Origin of the sequence: Bacillus sp. S71, assembly GCF_016625265.1 — a bacterium.
Lineage (GTDB): Bacteria > Bacillota > Bacilli > Bacillales > Bacillaceae_G > Bacillus_A > Bacillus_A cereus.
This window is the reverse complement of the sequence record NZ_JACVUW010000001.1, coordinates 1-16,468: the sequence shown is the minus strand read 5'-3', so window position 1 is coordinate 16,468 and position 16,468 is coordinate 1. Positions and strand designations below refer to the sequence as shown.

Below are 16,468 nucleotides of genomic sequence, written 5' to 3'. Positions count from 1 at the left end.
CACAGCTCCTTATTTCACAGTTTCTACTTCATACATCGCTTTTAATGATTTCGTTTCTAGTGCTTGTCCCCATGCTTCTTTATATGTGCCACGAGCTTTTTGGAAACGTTCATTTAACGTAGTAACCATATTTGCATCTTGCAGTATTTCTTTTATGTGATCGAAGCCTAAACGTTCTGTCCAGTAGGCAGTACGCTCTCCGTAAATACCAGTTTCACGATAATATTGCATGTAAGCTGTAGCGATGCGAAGGACATCATCTTCAGTAGGGACAATCATTACAAAATCAGCTTCACGTACTTCAGTACCACCATTTCCGCCAATATAAAGTTGATATCCATTTTCGACACAAACAACGCCAAAATCTTTCGTCAGTACTTCCGCACAGTTACGCGGACAACCAGTTACACCCATTTTCATTTTATGAGGTGTATCTACCATTTCTAATGATTGTTCAAGCAACATACCAAGTCCTAATGAATCTTTCGTACCGAAACGGCAAAAACGAGAGCCAACACATGATTTTACATTACGAAGAGATTTTGAATACGCATATCCAGAAGTCATATTTAAGTCAGCCCATACGTTAGGTAAATCTTGTTTCTTGACACCGTATAAGCCAATTCGGCTTGCACCGGTAATTTTCACAAGTGGAACATCATACTTCTTCGCAACTTCAGCAATTTTCATTAAATCATCTGCTGTTGTAACGCCTCCGTACATACGTGGAATAACAGAGAATGTACCATCGTGTTGGATGTTACCATTCATTCTTTCATTAACGAAGCGGGACGATTTATCATCTTCATATTCTTCTGGAATCGCCATACGTAAATAGTAGTTTAAAGCAGGGCGGCATTTCGAACAGCCGTCTTCATGTGCAAAACCAAGAACATTTCGTACTTCTTTTGGAGATTTTAAGCCTTTCTCGTGAATGGCCGCTACGACTTCATCACGGGATAAAGGTGTACATCCACACATACCGGCAGATTGCGCTGAGGCATCAAAAGCATCTCCAAGTGTATGAGATAAAACTTGTTCCACAAGCGGACGACATTTACCACAAGACCCTGCGGCTTTCGTACAGCCTTTAACTTCTTCAAAAGTCGTTAACTCTTGTTCTAAAATGGCGTGAACGATTGTACCTTTCGTAACACCATTACATCCGCAAATCGTGTCATCAGCACTCATAGTAGCAACGTCAAGTTCACTCTCTTCACCAGCTTTGTGAAGAATGGAAGCTGGTGTATATTCTTGTATATCTTCTTCTTTCTTTAACATGCTAAAGAGGCGTGTACCGTCAGCTGTGTCACCATATAAAACGATACCGACGACTTTATTATCACGAATTAATACTTTTTTATAGGAACGTTTACATTCATCAAAGATGGATATTGCTTTCGTTTGATCATCTTCATAAATTTGACCAGCAGAGAATAAATCACAACCAGCAACTTTTAATTGCGTACCGACGATACTGCCCGAATATCCATCAGTTTGTAAATTTGTTATATGTTTTGCTAATATCGCACCTTGTTCATAAAGAGGAGCAACAAGTCCATATGCGATACCGTCATGCTCTGCACATTCTCCAACTGCATAAATGGACTCATCATTTGTTAGCATATAGTCATTGACTACAATACCGCGATTTACAATTAAACCAGCATCTTTTGCTATTTGCGTATTTGGGCGTATTCCGACAGCCATTACGACTAAATCACAATCTACAACTTCACCATCTTCAAATTGAATGCCCTCAACATGGTCTGTACCAAGAATTTTTACAGTTTTCTTTTCCATTAGAAATTTCATGCCTTGCGCTTCCAAATCTTCGCGTAATAGAGAAGCTGCTTTCGTATCTAGTTGCTGCTCCATTAAGTTTGGCATTAAATGAACAACATGTACGTCCATCCCTAAGTCAATAAGACCTCTTGCGGCTTCTAAACCAAGTAACCCACCACCAATAACAACGGCCTTTTTCTTTTCTTTAGCGGTGTCTATCATAAATTGTGTATCTTCAATTGTTCGAAATCCTGTTACACCAGGAAGAGTAGAACCTTCAACAGGTAAAATAAAAGCACTAGAACCTGTTGCGATAATGAGTTTGTCATATGTAAGAGTACGATTTTTTTCTGTGATAATGATTTTTGCTTCTCGGTTAATACTTTGAACTCTTTCGTTTGTATATAAAGTTATCTCATTCTCTTCGTACCAACTATATTCATTCATAATGATATCTTGCATATTTGTTTTGCCTTGTAAAACGTGAGAGAGCATAATGCGATTGTAGTTTGGATGCGGTTCATCTCCCAAAATAGTAATCTCATATGAATCACTATTATGTTTTAATATTTCTTCCATACAGCGTATTCCAGCCATACCATTTCCGATCATAACTAAACGTTTTGTCATTTTCGTTTCCCCTTTTTCTGTGAAATGTTGAACAAAGGATTATATTTCTATTATAGAAAATCCAAAAAAGGGGAGATGTGATATTTATCACATTTTTATAATGATTCACAAATTGTTAAAATTCGGATTTATTCGAGAGGGATGTGTATATTTTTTACCAAATGAAAAAACAGGACATAAGTATGTATACTCATGTCCTGCAATTTATTTATGCTCTCGTAATGGCACGTGGAAATAAAATATTATTTTCTAAATGAATGTGTTCAACTAAGTCAGACTCTAATGCTTCAAGACGTTGGTAAACAAGTCGATAAGTACCGCAAGCTCCTTCTGGAGGAGTAAAGTCATTTGTAACTTTACGAAGCTCTTTAATAATGTTGCCTGCGTGGTTATGTTCATTTTCCAACTCATCTACTACTTTACGTAATTTCACATAGTTTTCTTCAATTGGATTTTGTTCAAATTCTAAAATTAATGGGAAATCTTCTGTTTCTTCTTTAATTAAATGTTGTTCTAATTCCATCTTTAATTCGTGAAATAGCTTATGGATTTGAGCTAAGTGAGGCTGACTTGCTCCGTGGACGCGTAATACTTTCGTCACATACGGACTTAACTGTGGTAATTCTTCATTTAAATAGCGATGATGCTTATTTATAACATAATCAATCAATTCACGATAAGAAGCATTTTTCCAATCAATTTCAGATTCATTTAATCGTTTCGTATTATTATAAAGTGTATTTAATTCTGTAAGTACTTCTGTTGCTGATAAATTTCTTTCATGAATTGCATCAATAAGTGGTTTATTACCACCACAACAAAAGTCTATTCTATATGATTTAAAAAGATCACTAGCTTTCGGGAATTGTGTAACGATCTCACCGACAATAGAAGTTTCAGTAAATGCATGTTTCATATGAACGCCTCCATAAAGTTTGAATGTAATAACTAAATTAAGAATAGCGATAAATGAAAATCAATGTGGTGATTGAAATCACTTATTATGTGTCAGTTTTAAGGATAATAAAATGAATTTTATAAAAGGAAGTGGGAGGGGAATTCGTCGTAATAGTTTCTGATAATAAAAAAGAAGCTTATTAGAAGCTTCTTTTTTATTACTATTTTTCACATGCAACTCCATCGCCATCACGATCAAGATGTGAGTCATAACCTGGTTGTCCTTTATATAGAGGAGCTTTCTCGGCAGCTCTAACTGCGGCACAATTTTTGTAATATGCACTACTAGTATTTCCTGAAGCAGGTTGTGTTTGAGTTTGCTGTGCTTTTTGCTCTTCTTGTTGTTTACGAGCCTGTTCGTCAGCCTGACGTTTTTGTTCTTCTTGTTGTTTACGAGCTTGTTCATCAGCTTGTCGTTTTTGTTCTTCTTGTTGCTTACGAGCCTGTTCATCAGCTAGACGTTTCTGTTCTTCTTGTTGTTTACGAGCTTGTTCCTCAGCCTGACGTTTTTCATCTTCTTGCTTACGAGCTTGTTCCTCGGCTTGACGCTTCTCATCTTCTTGCTTTTGAGTTTTTTCGTCCGCCTCTTTCTTTTCTAGCTCTTTTTTCTGTTCACTATCTTTTTGTTCTTCATTGTTTGATGCGACTTTTGTACTAGTTGCTGTCGTTTTTTCAGAAGAAGGAGCTGAAATACCTGATAGCGCAACAAAAATGACAAATAATACGGCTGTAATAATAAATTGTTTTTTCGCTACACCTGTCTTCTTAATAACAGATAATATTGCAAGTACAAGGAAGAATATAAATAGAATGAAACTTAAAATAGCAAAAAATTCGATGACCGGGTGTTCAGATGTTGTTGTACCGGTCACTATTAATATAATTGAAATCATAAAAAGAATAACGGTAGGACGACCATATTGTTTTGCTTTTCCATTTTTCTTAAAGAATGAAATGATACATAAGATTAAAAGAATAAAAGCAATAAAAAATAAAGCTGCACCAATATTACTCAAAACCTCCATTTTCATACCTCCATTTGTAAGATTTTCTTTATTGATTATATAGGAACTTATTGGATATTACACGTATTATATAAATTTAGAAAATTAATATTTTTACTAGACTTATAAACGATTATTTTATATATAGAGAAAAATAGATATATTTCCTATTACTTTTTGAAAGATATTTCATAAATTATAGTATATCGATTGAAAGGAGGAGATTTGAATGGAATTTCAATTGTTGGTAACTTGTATATTACAAGAAGGTAATGCTTACTTTTTAGTAACGAAGGTAGACGATGTTATTACGTTAAAAGTACCGATTACTGCGGGAGTAGCAGGTTTATTTTTAGCTTTAGGTGTACCAAGATGTTCTTAATTTAAATCTCTATAGTAGAAGGGGAAGGGACATGCCTTCCTTTTCTACTATTACATAATATAATTATGTAAACTTAAATATCATATTTGTGATAGCACGTTTGAAATGGACATGCATATACTATAATGTTTCATTGGATGTTAGCGGTGAAAGGTAGTTTTAATAAGTGCATCCAGTGATGTTTTTAAGCTATGAAAATAAAAGAGGTGCTATTATATATGAAAAGAAAAACATTGGATATTCCAGTTACATTGCGAAGAGAGTGGTTTTTAATAGAGTTAGCTCATTTAACGAAAAAATATGGAATTGAAATTGCAACTAGCAAAATGGATGCTGCACCGTTTTTAAGAGATCAAGTTACAGAATCAAAGATAGGGAAAGGGTTACAATACGATAAATATGATGATGAATATATAATTGAAAATTAAAGGGTAACAACAAAATTAAATTAATTTATAACAAAATATAAAATAAAGCAGATTCTAAATATAGAATCTGCTTTATTATGAAATACTTGTAGTCAACTAACCTCTTTCTAGTGTTTTTCCTACATATTTCTCTTGCGTTATTCCAAAAGATTCACGAAGAATGCGAGCGTAATCTTTAGATTCTATTGGTCGTTTATTTTTAGTGCCTTTAAAGGTTTCTGTATAATTTTTATTTGTTAATGATATGTGACCATAAGTAGTTAATTTACAAGTGATAGCCCCTTTATTAAAAGGAGATTCTTTATGCTCTACAATCACTTTTTGAATGTTATTCACTTTTTTCTCATCTATTGGATCTACAGTGAAAGCATAGCCTATTTTCCATTCATTTGAAGGTTCAGATTGTAAGAAACTTGTAGATTCTCCGTTAGCTCCTTTTCTCATTTCTAAAATATGCGTACCTTTTCGAGTATTTCGCTTACGAATTCGATATTCTCCTGTTTGAGAGGAGATGACATCTCCGTTAAAAGGGACTGGATGTAAAGGGAGATGAGATGCAAAACCTGCATCCACAACATAATCTTTATCCTCATGACTTAATATGATAATGACATGACCATCATCGGGTTTCCATTTATTATCGTACAGATCATAAACAGTACCGGCTACTTTGTATACTTGAAACCTACAATCAATTAAAAAATAATACAATAAGGAGTTTAATTCATAACAAAGTCCACCTCGTTTTTGAATAAGTAACTTTTCTATTAAGTTATCTTTTGAGATATTTTTAATAGTGCCAGCCATAATATCAAGATTTTCATAGGGGAGAATCATTCCCATTTTTAAGAGAATTTCATCTAAATCATCAAATGTTATTTCTTTTGCAGGAATTTTTAAGCGTTTAAAAAACTCCTTTTGTAATTTGGTCATCATAAAGTATTCTCCTTTCTTTTTACAGAATTTTCTTCTGCTCACCGATAGGTTAGTACTTCTAAAAAGTTAATTCAAGTGCACGAAAATTATCATAATATATGTTTCTGGAAATATAACTATCTATTCGGAAATTTCAGTTTAAATTTTAATCGTAGGAAAGTCTTATAATATAAGCTCCTTTAAAATTAGTTTGTATTTAATGAAAAGAAAGTACATATCTTTATTATATTTTTAAATAACTAACTAGTAATAAAAAGTTTTTTTACTAAAATTTTTTCAAGATTTGTATGCTTTATATAAACAATAATGATTAAAAAAATATCTGGGTGTAGCGAAGTTAACAATTATTGAGAAACTTTTTTGTCGTATTCTATCAAAAGGAAGAGGTAGAAACAAAGAGAATAACGAGAGTTAAGGAAGAGGGTATACAACTAGTAACCTTCTAAAAATAGGGCTAACATCTTTTTAAAATAAAAGATTAGCTATTATTAAGGAAGGGAAAATATAAAATATTATAAAGAACACCTTCTTTCAAAAAAATAGGGGGAGTAATATGCGACTGATGAGAAGATGTGTGGCCTTACTAATTGTATTTTTTATCATGGCTCCAACGATTAGCACAAATGTACAGGCAGAAGTTGTAAAAGAGCTTGGAAAGGGGTTTCCTGATACAGAAGTATTCACACCTGGAGAATGGTTTTTAGGCCAAAAACCTGCTAATTATGATGAGAATAAACCGCCAATTCTCTTTGTACAAGGAAGAAATGGTAATGCTGATAGTTGGTATGGAAAGACAGTATATCATGATATAAATGATATGTATGATTATGCTTTAAAAGCAGACTATCAAACAGTGTTTATACAATTGTATGATGCTGCTGGGAAAGGTTCGGCTAGTCAGTGGGATAACGGAAAATTGTTAGCACAAAAACTTGAAGAAATATATAATCATTTCGGTAAAAAAGTTAATATTGTAGCGCATAGTAAAGGTGGTATTGATACACAAGCCGCATTAGTTGAATATGGTGCGAATCGATTTGTCGGAAATGTTATTACACTTGCTACACCGCATCACGGCTCAAATTTAGCAGATTTATCATATAGTTGGTGGGCAGGGTGGCTTGCTTCTATATTAGGTCAAAAAGATGATGGTACGTATTCGTTACAAATAGGTGAAATGGCAAAGTTTCGTTCAACAATAGATAACAACCCAGCAGCTAAATTAAACCGTTACTATACGGCTACTGGGACTAGCTGGGGGCCAACATTTTCTGCATTATCTATGGGCGGGTTATATTTATCGTCGTACGGTTCAAATGATGGACTAGTAAATGAATGGAGTGCGAAGCTATCGTACGGTACACATTTATTTACAGATTCAAGATTTGATCATGACAATATAAGAAAAGGATCAGCTGTTTTTGCACGAATTGAACCATATTTACGTACGACAAATGTGGGATTACCAGCTTTAGTAGCATCCAGCACTAGTTCAAATGAAAATCTAGAACAATTAAATACAACTTCAAATCAAAATATTTTAGGAGGCGAATTACCACAAAATCAGTGGATAGAGCAAAGTATTTCTGTTGATAAAAAGGCTGAAGGAATAGTTTCTGTACTAACTGCTTCTTCTGATGTAGAAGTACAAATGGTATCTCCAAAAGGAAAAATCTATGCAAACAAAGATAGTGCTATAACTACTGGTGAAGGCGAATCTTTCTTTAATGGGGCGACAATTAGAACATTCAAGTTTGATAAATTGGAAGTAGGCGAATGGAAAATCAAAATGATGGCGAAGCAGTCGAAAGATGCATATTTAGTTGTAAGCGATTACAAGAATGACGCGCCATTTGTTCTTCAAATGCCTACAAAGGTTAAAGTAAATAAACCTGAGTATAAACTGAAAAAATCACCAGTGGCACCTGAAATGAAAGGGGATCTTTCCATAACAGTAAGAGTCGTTAATAAAGAAGGTAAGTTAGTCTCTGAATTTAATGAATTACAAAATGTTAATACGAATACATTTACAGGTGCTTTGAAAGATATAAAACAACCGGGAGTATATAACGTTACGATGGATATAAAAGGGATGAATAAAGAAGGAAAACCATATAATCGTACGATTGTTAAGTCGGTTTATGTAGAGAAATAAGGAAGAATAAATAAGCATAATATAAAAGTGCAGAAATCTTGTGTTAGAAAGAATTCTGCACTTTTTTTGCGTGATGAGAGATAATAAAAGTCGAAGAAAACTGTTATTCAATAAAAAAAGATGCTGAAATAGCATCTGAATGTGAAGAAATAATATTAACTTAGTTTTGTAACTGTTAATTCAACTGAATTTATACCATTGTCACAAGTTACAATACTTTGACGATTAAAGCCACTATTATTTCTAAGTTGAAGAGTTGAATTAGCTGGCACTGTAACAATCGTTTCGCCAACGAGTTGAAGACATTCGTTATTTGATGAAGTATTCATTTGAATAGCGAAGTCACCTTGACTATTAGCAAGTGGATTGTTATTTAAAAATATAGTTATGACTGGGATATGTGGAAATACAGGATTTAAAGTAGTATTAATACTGGAAATGAACGAAACTCTATAATCACCAGCTTGTCTAAATTGTATAGTAGTAGGGTTTAGTAAGGAAACGCCTCCTGCTAAAGGTCCAACGTGATTAAATGGAAAAGGGTTTCCAAAAGGAACAGTTATAAATTCAGTTTGCCAAAAAGTTCCGTATGCAGGACAGCTTCGTTTATGTGAATGGTCACATGAACATTTTTTATTTGAACTGGAAGAAGATTTACATGAGCATTTTTTATACGAGTTTGAAGAATGATAGTATGAACCCAATATATTACCTCCTATTCTTAATAAATGTAAAACACATAATAGTTTATGAAAATGAATCACAATTGGCGTGTATGCTTGTACTATAAAAGGAGATAGATTTGGAATATAAAGTGCTCAAATGATGAAATATAGTATTGGGGTATTACCTGTAACACTTTTTGAAGATGATAAGGTTCATAATTTGATAGAAAAATGAATGGGATTTCTAAATGGATTAAAGTAACGAGGAAACGTTTATCCCGCTATTTTCCGAGCGGTAAGACCCCACCTCAAAATTCAGTGAAAGCAAAGAAGTTAGTTTGGGGATGAACAAAACCCCCACTGAGTAAAGTTTCATTTTACTATATTAATTTCGTCTGACAAACAGCAATATTATCTTTTGCTGTATGGATGTTATCGTTTGGTGAAGTTATGATATTTAATCGTATGTATATTAGATTATTTAGTTTATTTTTTTATTTTATTTGTGTAGCTGGGCAGGAAGAAGTCAGAAAATATAGAATAAATGTACATATGAAGCATCGTTTGTTTTTGGTGTGAATAGTAATTAAAGATACGCTAAAATATTTAAAATTGTAACGAAAGAGAGATTAAATAATAGAGGGAGCAACTTACATGGAAAATATATTAAAGGTATCTTCAAAATCAAGCCCAAATTCAGTCGCGGGTGCAATAGCGGGTGTACTAAGAACAAGTGGTAATGTGGAAATTCAAGCGATTGGGGCTGGAGCTATAAATCAAGCGATTAAAGCAATTGCGATTGCAAGAGGGTTCGTCGCTCCAAGTGGTATTGACTTAGCTTTTGTTCCAGCGTTTCAAGAGATCTCTATCAATAATGAAGAAAGAACAGCGATTAAATTAATTGTAGGCCCTAGAAAGAAAAGGTCTTAGTAGAAGAGAGTGTTACTATAAGGGGGAAAGACCAATAGACTTCCGATGTTAGATACGTTATTTTATGTAACCGATCCTTGGGTGTGGACATGGCATTATGCCGGACGCATGTCTGTTAAGTTCTCCTTAAACTTAGCGAGTGTTCTAGATACTTAAAAATAAACACCCTTAAAACTGCTCATTCTTTTCCCAAGATTCTAATAGACCACCTGTAATAGGTGGTCTATTTTTATTTATTTACAATTAATATACTTTGAAAGGAATTGTTAATTTTCATTTAGCATAGTCTCTAATTTATCTAATTCAATAAGTAGAGGGTCGTCAAAGCTTTTTACGAGACCGGTATCAGTATAGGCTCTCACTGCGCCTTTAATTCGACGAGATTCTAATCCGTCATTAGTATAATCGTTACTTTGCAGATAATTAGCTAAACGATTTAATCGTTTTAGTAAATCTTCATAGAATGGATCTTCTTTTTCTTTTTGTTTATTTTTTGTAATTTCAATTACTATCTTGATTTGACTTAATAGTACATTTGCATTTTTAGACATATATATATTTTCCTCCTATTTACCTGGAATTTCTCTAACTTCTTTGATCCATTCTGATGGATATCCGAATGGTAATAATACTTGGTCTTCATCACCTTTAAATATTGTTCCAGACATAGTTGTTTGTTTTTCAGCTCGTCCTATTTGTAATATTGTACCTTCCGGGGCTTGTATTACCGCTTCATATTGTCGAGTGTTTTTCCATTCAGGTAATAACGCTAAATCTATTTTTGCTTGAATTTTGTTCGGCGCAGGAACTGTAGTAACAAATGTTCCGTTTGGTTTAGCTTGTCCACCATATGCTCGGTAAAAATTGATATCTTCTGTTGTTTTTACTGTTCTATAATTACCATCTTTAAATGTTGCACCAAGAGTTCCAGGTAGGTTTTGTTTTTCAACCGCTATTACTTTATCTTCAATACGAGTGGAGTATTGTGTAGCATTTCTTAGCTTTTCAGCTTTTTTAACAGTATTAGCAGCTTCAACTGCATTTGCAGTCATTTTTACCCCTTTTCCAACTTTGGCAATTTTTCCAACTGGTGTAAGACCAGCTACAGCCATTCCTCCAGCGAAAATTCTTTCCCAAGTGGAAAGTTTTTCTCCAGTTGATGGATCAACACCATCCCAAGCACGACGCACATCATATTCGCCACTTATTTCACCAGCTAAATCTCTGGCTAATTTTTTACCATCAAATCCTTTTTCCTCTGAAGAAGGTCTGCCACACATTGCACCTTCTTCCATTGTAACATCTTGACCATCCGCATTACGGAATTTTTCAGCAATTCTTTTCAAATCCTCTTCCACTTGTATAATTGAATTGATAGATGTAAAAGCTTTTGGTCTCGCATCATTGAACATTTGAATGAACTGTTGATTAGAGGCACCAATCCATTGAAAACACAAATGATCAATTTCTTTACATAAATTATTATGTATAGATTCTAATGCGATTCGGGTATTACTTGCACGATGTGCAACTTCTTCTAGCATTTCAGGTGTCACTTTGATTTGAACCATTTTTTTCCTCCCTCTCCCAATTAAGATTATAAGATAAAGAGAAGAAAAGTAAATATATAAAATTTAGATTATATTAAGGGGCATTTATTTATAGAAGAAATATAAAAAAGTGCTAACAAGTTTGCAAACGAACTTGCTAACACCTATAAGAAATAGACATAAAGTATCGCCGATATGTCGTCTTTGAAAATAGCTTTAATCAGTTACATCATACTTATACGAAATGCTTATAAAAACAGTCTTAATATCAAGAATAAAAACAGCCACGAATTAATAATAAGTAGTGATATCGTAGAAAAACCTTATCAAATAAAGACGTATTTAATAAGACCTATGAAACGAAATGAAACTATATAATATGAAAGTATATTTTTAGAACACAAGTTCAACAAATGGAAGGGGAATGTTTATTTATCAAGGGGATCTAATACAGTTTAATTAAAAGGTTATTATTTGCTCACAAATAATATAAAAACATGTGAAAAAATATGAAATACCCTTTTGAAGTAGAATATAATATAACAAATAAAAAGCGTCGCAAATGCTTGTATAACAGGCATTTGCGACGCTTTTATAGTTTTTCTGAACATAAAATAAACAACCCTAAGACTGTTCATTCTTCTCCCAAGATTCAACGATATAGGCCTATAAACCTTGTCATATCAAGGTTTATAGGCTCTGCCTTTTATTAATGCTCACATTAGAATTTTTTGGTTTTTATTTGATGTTTTCATAAGGTTTTATTACATTCTCAAACTTTTCTGCGGCCTGTTGCTGCATGTTTTGTGAAATGTGGCTATATTTATCTAAAGTCATTTGAATAGAGGAGTGTCCTATGCGATTCTGAACAATTTAAGGATGCTCACCAGCTTGAAACATAAGTGTTGCATGTGTGTGCCTTAAGTCGTGAATACGAATTCGTGGAACACCAGCTTTTTTATAATGGTCTTTCAAAAAACGATGAGGAGCATCTATATGTAAGGGAGAATGAATCGTATTGCCAGCGAAAATATAGGACTCCTCATTCAAGGAGATACCCCAGCGAAAAAACTCTTTCTTTTTATAAAAGTAGTATGTTTGTAACTCAGTTATAACAAAGGAAGAGATACTAATGCTTCTATTAGAAGTTTTAGTTTTAGTAGCAGCTTTAAATAGTCCTTCTTCAGTTTTTACAAGTGATTTAAACGATTTGTACATGTAGAGTTATGCGAAACAGCGGACTATACAAAATTCAAACGCAGCTATGACAAATAAGTTAAGTTACTAGCTAAAATCTTACGTGACCGTGGGTTATCTGTAGAAAAAGGATTATGGACACATAGCGATGTAACTCATTACCTTGGCGGTACAGATCATGAAGATAATTGATTACTTAAAGTCTCATGGCGTTTCAGAAGCTCAATTTAGAGCAGATGTACAACGAGTATACAATAATTCTAGTGTGGATGTTTCTGTTCCTGATAAGCCATCTAAACCAGCGGAAGTACCAACATCCGTAACAGATGGGATTGCTTATATTGAGGGTTATAACGTTAATTTACGTAAAGGACCTGGCACAAGCTATTCTAAGATTCGTCAGTTGAACAAACCAGAATCTTATATTGTGTGGGCTGAAAAAGACGGGTGGTTAAATCTTGGTAGAAATCAGTGGATTAAGAACGATCCATCTTATGTGAAGTTTAATAAGAAAAGTACAGTAGATTCTTCTATTGTTGGAAAGCGTGTTGTCTCAAAAGTTAACAATCTACGTTTCTATGATGCTCCATCTTGGCAGGATAAAGATGTGGCTGGTTCTGTAGATGCAGGATTAGGATTTATAATTGATGCGAAGATAAGTGTAAATGATTCGTATCAATATAAAGTGCATAATAGTCATGGGCAAGTTTTCTATATTACGGCTATTGATACGTATGTGAATGTGCGTTAATTTAACGAAAAGGGCCCCTTATTATAGGCGGCCTTTTTCGTGCTGTATGTAACATCATTTAATTGTTATTTTTTTCGGTTTTTAATTTTGTGTATTCATTTAACCAAATATCTATTAAATTTCTTAATGTAATAGTTTCTATTTCAAGAGGGATTTCGATTTCATCTTCATCATACTTATTAAATATAACAGTTTTATCTCTTCGAACATCTGCCCCAAAAATATTCGCACTTATTTTTTCATAATCACTTTTTTCATTTAAAACTTTATCTACAGTTTCTGCTATCCAATCACCGAATTCAGATACCTCTACATTTAAAAAAGCTTCTAAAATATCGAATTCCTTTGGTAGTCTAATAACTAAACTTCCTGTACTAAGTAACTCAAATTTGTAATCCATATTATTTTCTCCCTTAAAAATTAAATTATCGACCTTGTCTTGGAAATGCAGAAATAATTTTACCATTACCATCTAAAAACAAACGAATAGGTAGGCCGTCTATCCCTACTCCATCATAGATATTAGTATTACCACCCATGTGAATTTTATTGCTGTATGCCTCGTTTATATTGTCTACGATTTGTTGTGGATGCCAATCTTTAGGGAAAAAAGTAGAATAGCCACCATTCGCCGCCTTAGGAATCCCATCCACTTCCACTTGGGCTTTGTATGCCCCATAATCATTAATGCTACGATCTGTGCCAGGAATTATTCTTCCGTGAGTATTCTCTAAAAACTCTGAGTGGTATCCGGTTGCTTCGCCTCTCCGGTTTATCTCTCCTTCAAGGATATGTTTGAGTGAGTTTGACCGGAAATTCTCAGTTTCTTGTAAACTAGATATAATTTCGCTAGTAGAGAGTGATGAAGTATGACTTTCATTAACAGGATTATTTCCGCTAGAACCAGCCTCGTCTTTAGCAAACTGATGAGTCGATAGTTTTTCTTCAGCTTTTCTAAAATCAGGTGTATCAAATGCAGAGCGTATATTATTTCCGCCAGCTAAAGCAAACTCATTGCGATTACGATTGAATAAGGATGCAGCGTCTTGCAAGCTTTGATTAGCAGTTCGTGAAATCTCAGCTAATTTTGTGCCAGGGTTCAACATTGCAATTTTATCCACGCCTTTTGTTCCTACGAATAGTTGTCCAACAGCCAATATAGTATGACCAGCTGCGCTTCCATACCATTCTGCACCACTATACGAGTCACCATTGGTAACATCACGATTCCAAGAATCAGAAATTGTTTGTTTTATCGTATTGAACGTCTCGACTGGGTGAGAAACGGCTTCAATCGTGTTATTAAATGTGTCAATTGGATGGATAACTGCATCTGCAAGTCCTAATAATTCATCACCTATAGCGTCGCTCATTCCCTTTTTTAAGTGATAGGGGATACCTAATCCAGATTTTTCAAAAGCAGATGCGATTTCATCATCTATAGTGTCTTTTATTTTATTCACATCTTTATACGCTGCATCGATACCATGTTTAAATTTATCATATAAAGACTCATCGGAATTTTTTACTTTACTAAGATCCTCATAAGTTTCCTTGAGACCATGCCAAACCTTGTCACGTAAAGATCCATCATTTTTCTCACTATTTAACTTACCACACATTGCTCCTTCTTCAAGATTTCCATCATATGAAGCATCTGCGGTACGGAATTTTTCGGCAATTCGTTTCAAATCCTCTTCCACTTTTATAATCGAATTGATAGATGTAAAAGCTTTTGGTCTTGCATCATTGAACATTTGAATGAACTGTTGGTTAGAGGCACCAATCCATTGAAAACACAAATAATCTATTTCATTACATAAATTATTATGTATAGATTCTAATGCAATCCTGGTATTACTTGCACGATTTGCAACATCTTCTAGCATTTCAGGTGTCACTTTGATTTGAACCATTTTTTTCCTCCCTCTCCCAATTAAAATTATAAGATAAATAGAAGAAAAGTAAATATATAAAATTTAGATTATATTAAGGGGGATTTATTTATAGAAGAAATATAAAAAAGTGCTAACAAGTTTGCAAACGAACTTGCTAACACCTATAAGAAATAGACATAAAGTATCGCCGATATGTCGTCTTTGAAAATAGCTTTAATCAGTTACATCATACTTATACGAAATGCTCATAAAAACAGTCTTAATATCAAGAATAAAAACAGCCAAGAATTAATAACAAGTAGTGATATCATAGAAAAATGTTATCAGATAAAAGGGCATTTTATGTGACGTGTGAAATGAAACCATATAATATGAAGGTATATTTTCCGCACGCAAGTTCACCAATGGGAACGGTAATACCTGTTTATCAAAATGATTATAATTCAAGATTTATCGTAAAAATTTATGTTAAAAGAATTATATTAAATTAAAATTCAAGCTAATACAGTTTAATTAAAAGGTTATTATTTGCTCACATTTTGCTCACAAATAATATAAAAACATGTAAAAAAATATGAAATACCCTTTTGAAGTAGAATATAATATAACAAATAAAAGGCGTCACAAATGCTTGTATAACAGGCATTTGTGACGCTTGTTTGTTTTATTAAAAATAAAACGAACAACCCTAAAACTGTTCATTCTTCTCCCAAGATTCTACGATATAATGAGCAATCGTCGGATTGAAGCCTTTACCAACTAAAAACATAATCGCAGCAACTTCTGTTAATGCGTGTTCGTGTGATGTATGTTTTGCTTCATTTAAACCGTAATCTACCCATGGTTTTACGAAATCTAGTACGGGTTTCTTGAAAGGTAAAAACTGTGTACCGACAACTTGTTGAATTTGTTGTTGTGTTGGTTCAGTAATTGGTCCAGGTGGTAAGATTTGTGGTTGTGTAATGTCTAATGTTGGTCCTGGCGGTAAAATTTGTGGCTGCGTTGGATCTATTGTTGGTGGTTTAGGTGGTGAGACACGTGCGTCGTAGTTTGGTTGATACATTTGTTGTTGGTATTGCGGTTGTTGTGGTTGAGTTGTGTATGGGTTTTGTGGTGCTGCATATGGATTTTGTTGATATGGTTGTTCTTGGTTTTGTGGTGCTGCATATGGATTTTGTTGATATGGTTGTTCTTGGTTTT

14 protein-coding genes and 2 pseudogenes are annotated in these 16,468 nt (G+C 33.7%); 5 read left to right on the top strand and 11 right to left on the bottom strand.

All coding sequences use genetic code 11. From position 1 onward, the window contains the following. Window positions 1–9 precede the first annotated feature (9 nt). The 3 genes from nirB to IBT51_RS00070 all read right to left on the bottom strand — a co-directional run bounded on the left by nirB (window position 10) and on the right by IBT51_RS00070 (window position 4,397). Entirely contained in the window at window positions 10–2,415 is a 2,406-nt protein-coding gene (gene nirB, locus IBT51_RS00080; RefSeq protein ID WP_200457892.1) for an NADPH-nitrite reductase large subunit, read from the bottom strand. Between the two features lie 208 nt (window positions 2,416–2,623). Continuing rightward, the gene (ric, locus tag IBT51_RS00075; protein WP_053564651.1) at window positions 2,624–3,331 is read right to left on the bottom strand and encodes an iron-sulfur cluster repair di-iron protein; all 708 of its coding nucleotides are present in this window, start codon (window positions 3,329–3,331) and stop codon (window positions 2,624–2,626) included. A gap of 202 nt (window positions 3,332–3,533) precedes the next feature. Continuing rightward, entirely contained in the window at window positions 3,534–4,397 is an 864-nt protein-coding gene (locus IBT51_RS00070; RefSeq protein ID WP_157418149.1) for an excalibur calcium-binding domain-containing protein, read from the bottom strand. 208 nt (window positions 4,398–4,605) lie between these two features. On the opposite strand from IBT51_RS00070, the gene exsG reads away from it, so the two are divergent. Next, window positions 4,606–4,758: an exosporium protein ExsG gene (gene exsG, locus IBT51_RS00065; RefSeq protein ID WP_000395679.1), complete on the top strand. Its 153-nt coding sequence runs from the start codon at window positions 4,606–4,608 to the stop codon at window positions 4,756–4,758. A 218-nt stretch (window positions 4,759–4,976) separates the two neighbouring features. Continuing rightward, a complete protein-coding gene (locus IBT51_RS00060) occupies window positions 4,977–5,186 on the top strand; it encodes a hypothetical protein (protein ID WP_000824207.1) in 210 nt (69 codons plus the stop codon). A 96-nt stretch (window positions 5,187–5,282) separates the two neighbouring features. Here the strand turns inward: IBT51_RS00060 and IBT51_RS00055 are convergent, their stop codons facing one another. Continuing rightward, on the bottom strand, window positions 5,283–6,122 hold the full coding sequence (locus IBT51_RS00055) for an arylamine N-acetyltransferase family protein (RefSeq protein ID WP_069355495.1): 840 nt from the start codon (window positions 6,120–6,122) through the stop codon (window positions 5,283–5,285). A gap of 553 nt (window positions 6,123–6,675) precedes the next feature. Between IBT51_RS00055 and IBT51_RS00050 the strand changes: the two genes are divergently transcribed. Continuing rightward, the gene (locus IBT51_RS00050; RefSeq protein ID WP_200457891.1) at window positions 6,676–8,277 is read left to right on the top strand and encodes an esterase/lipase family protein; all 1,602 of its coding nucleotides are present in this window, start codon (window positions 6,676–6,678) and stop codon (window positions 8,275–8,277) included. Between the two features lie 155 nt (window positions 8,278–8,432). On the opposite strand, the gene IBT51_RS00045 is transcribed toward IBT51_RS00050, so the two are convergent. Further along, entirely contained in the window at window positions 8,433–8,981 is a 549-nt protein-coding gene (locus tag IBT51_RS00045; RefSeq protein ID WP_000536156.1) for a hypothetical protein, read from the bottom strand. A 615-nt stretch (window positions 8,982–9,596) separates the two neighbouring features. Between IBT51_RS00045 and IBT51_RS00040 the strand changes: the two genes are divergently transcribed. After that, window positions 9,597–9,872 (top strand): stage V sporulation protein S, encoded by a 276-nt coding sequence (locus IBT51_RS00040; RefSeq protein WP_000427801.1) that lies wholly within the window; start codon window positions 9,597–9,599, stop codon window positions 9,870–9,872. A 266-nt stretch (window positions 9,873–10,138) separates the two neighbouring features. Here the strand turns inward: IBT51_RS00040 and IBT51_RS00035 are convergent, their stop codons facing one another. From IBT51_RS00035 to IBT51_RS00025, 3 genes and pseudogenes are all read right to left on the bottom strand, one after another. Further along, entirely contained in the window at window positions 10,139–10,423 is a 285-nt protein-coding gene (locus tag IBT51_RS00035) for a hypothetical protein (RefSeq protein ID WP_023521790.1), read from the bottom strand. 15 nt (window positions 10,424–10,438) lie between these two features. After that, complete coding sequence (locus IBT51_RS00030) at window positions 10,439–11,443, bottom strand: WXG100 family type VII secretion target (protein WP_200457890.1); 1,005 nt, start codon at window positions 11,441–11,443, stop codon at window positions 10,439–10,441. Between the two features lie 717 nt (window positions 11,444–12,160). Further along, a pseudogene (locus IBT51_RS00025) lies at window positions 12,161–12,625 on the bottom strand (site-specific integrase); the annotation flags it as partial. Here IBT51_RS00025 and IBT51_RS00020 point away from each other — a divergent pair. Beyond that, window positions 12,626–13,370 (top strand): annotated as a pseudogene (locus tag IBT51_RS00020) (N-acetylmuramoyl-L-alanine amidase); the annotation flags it as partial. 58 nt (window positions 13,371–13,428) lie between these two features. On the opposite strand, the gene IBT51_RS00015 reads toward IBT51_RS00020, so the two are convergent. The 3 genes from IBT51_RS00015 to IBT51_RS00005 form a co-directional block, all read right to left on the bottom strand. Then, window positions 13,429–13,770 (bottom strand): hypothetical protein, encoded by a 342-nt coding sequence (locus IBT51_RS00015; RefSeq protein WP_000384715.1) that lies wholly within the window; start codon window positions 13,768–13,770, stop codon window positions 13,429–13,431. 25 nt (window positions 13,771–13,795) lie between these two features. Beyond that, window positions 13,796–15,286 carry a WXG100 family type VII secretion target gene (locus IBT51_RS00010; RefSeq protein ID WP_200457889.1) on the bottom strand — a complete coding sequence of 497 codons (1,491 nt, stop codon included), beginning with the start codon at window positions 15,284–15,286 and terminating at the stop codon, window positions 13,796–13,798. A 670-nt stretch (window positions 15,287–15,956) separates the two neighbouring features. Further along, a partial coding sequence (locus tag IBT51_RS00005; RefSeq protein ID WP_002153015.1) for a hypothetical protein occupies window positions 15,957–16,468 on the bottom strand: 512 nt, incomplete at its 5' end.

Coding starts and splice junctions, on each gene's coding strand:
- nirB (WP_200457892.1), bottom strand. CDS start 2,415: ATGACAAAACGTTTAGTTATGATCGGAAATGGTATGGCTGGAATACGC.
- ric (WP_053564651.1), bottom strand. CDS start 3,331: ATGAAACATGCATTTACTGAAACTTCTATTGTCGGTGAGATCGTTACA.
- IBT51_RS00070 (WP_157418149.1), bottom strand. CDS start 4,397: ATGGAGGTTTTGAGTAATATTGGTGCAGCTTTATTTTTTATTGCTTTT.
- exsG (WP_000395679.1), top strand. CDS start 4,606: ATGGAATTTCAATTGTTGGTAACTTGTATATTACAAGAAGGTAATGCT.
- IBT51_RS00060 (WP_000824207.1), top strand. CDS start 4,977: ATGAAAAGAAAAACATTGGATATTCCAGTTACATTGCGAAGAGAGTGG.
- IBT51_RS00055 (WP_069355495.1), bottom strand. CDS start 6,122: ATGATGACCAAATTACAAAAGGAGTTTTTTAAACGCTTAAAAATTCCT.
- IBT51_RS00050 (WP_200457891.1), top strand. CDS start 6,676: ATGCGACTGATGAGAAGATGTGTGGCCTTACTAATTGTATTTTTTATC.
- IBT51_RS00040 (WP_000427801.1), top strand. CDS start 9,597: ATGGAAAATATATTAAAGGTATCTTCAAAATCAAGCCCAAATTCAGTC.
- IBT51_RS00035 (WP_023521790.1), bottom strand. CDS start 10,423: ATGTCTAAAAATGCAAATGTACTATTAAGTCAAATCAAGATAGTAATT.
- IBT51_RS00030 (WP_200457890.1), bottom strand. CDS start 11,443: ATGGTTCAAATCAAAGTGACACCTGAAATGCTAGAAGAAGTTGCACAT.
- IBT51_RS00015 (WP_000384715.1), bottom strand. CDS start 13,770: ATGGATTACAAATTTGAGTTACTTAGTACAGGAAGTTTAGTTATTAGA.
- IBT51_RS00010 (WP_200457889.1), bottom strand. CDS start 15,286: ATGGTTCAAATCAAAGTGACACCTGAAATGCTAGAAGATGTTGCAAAT.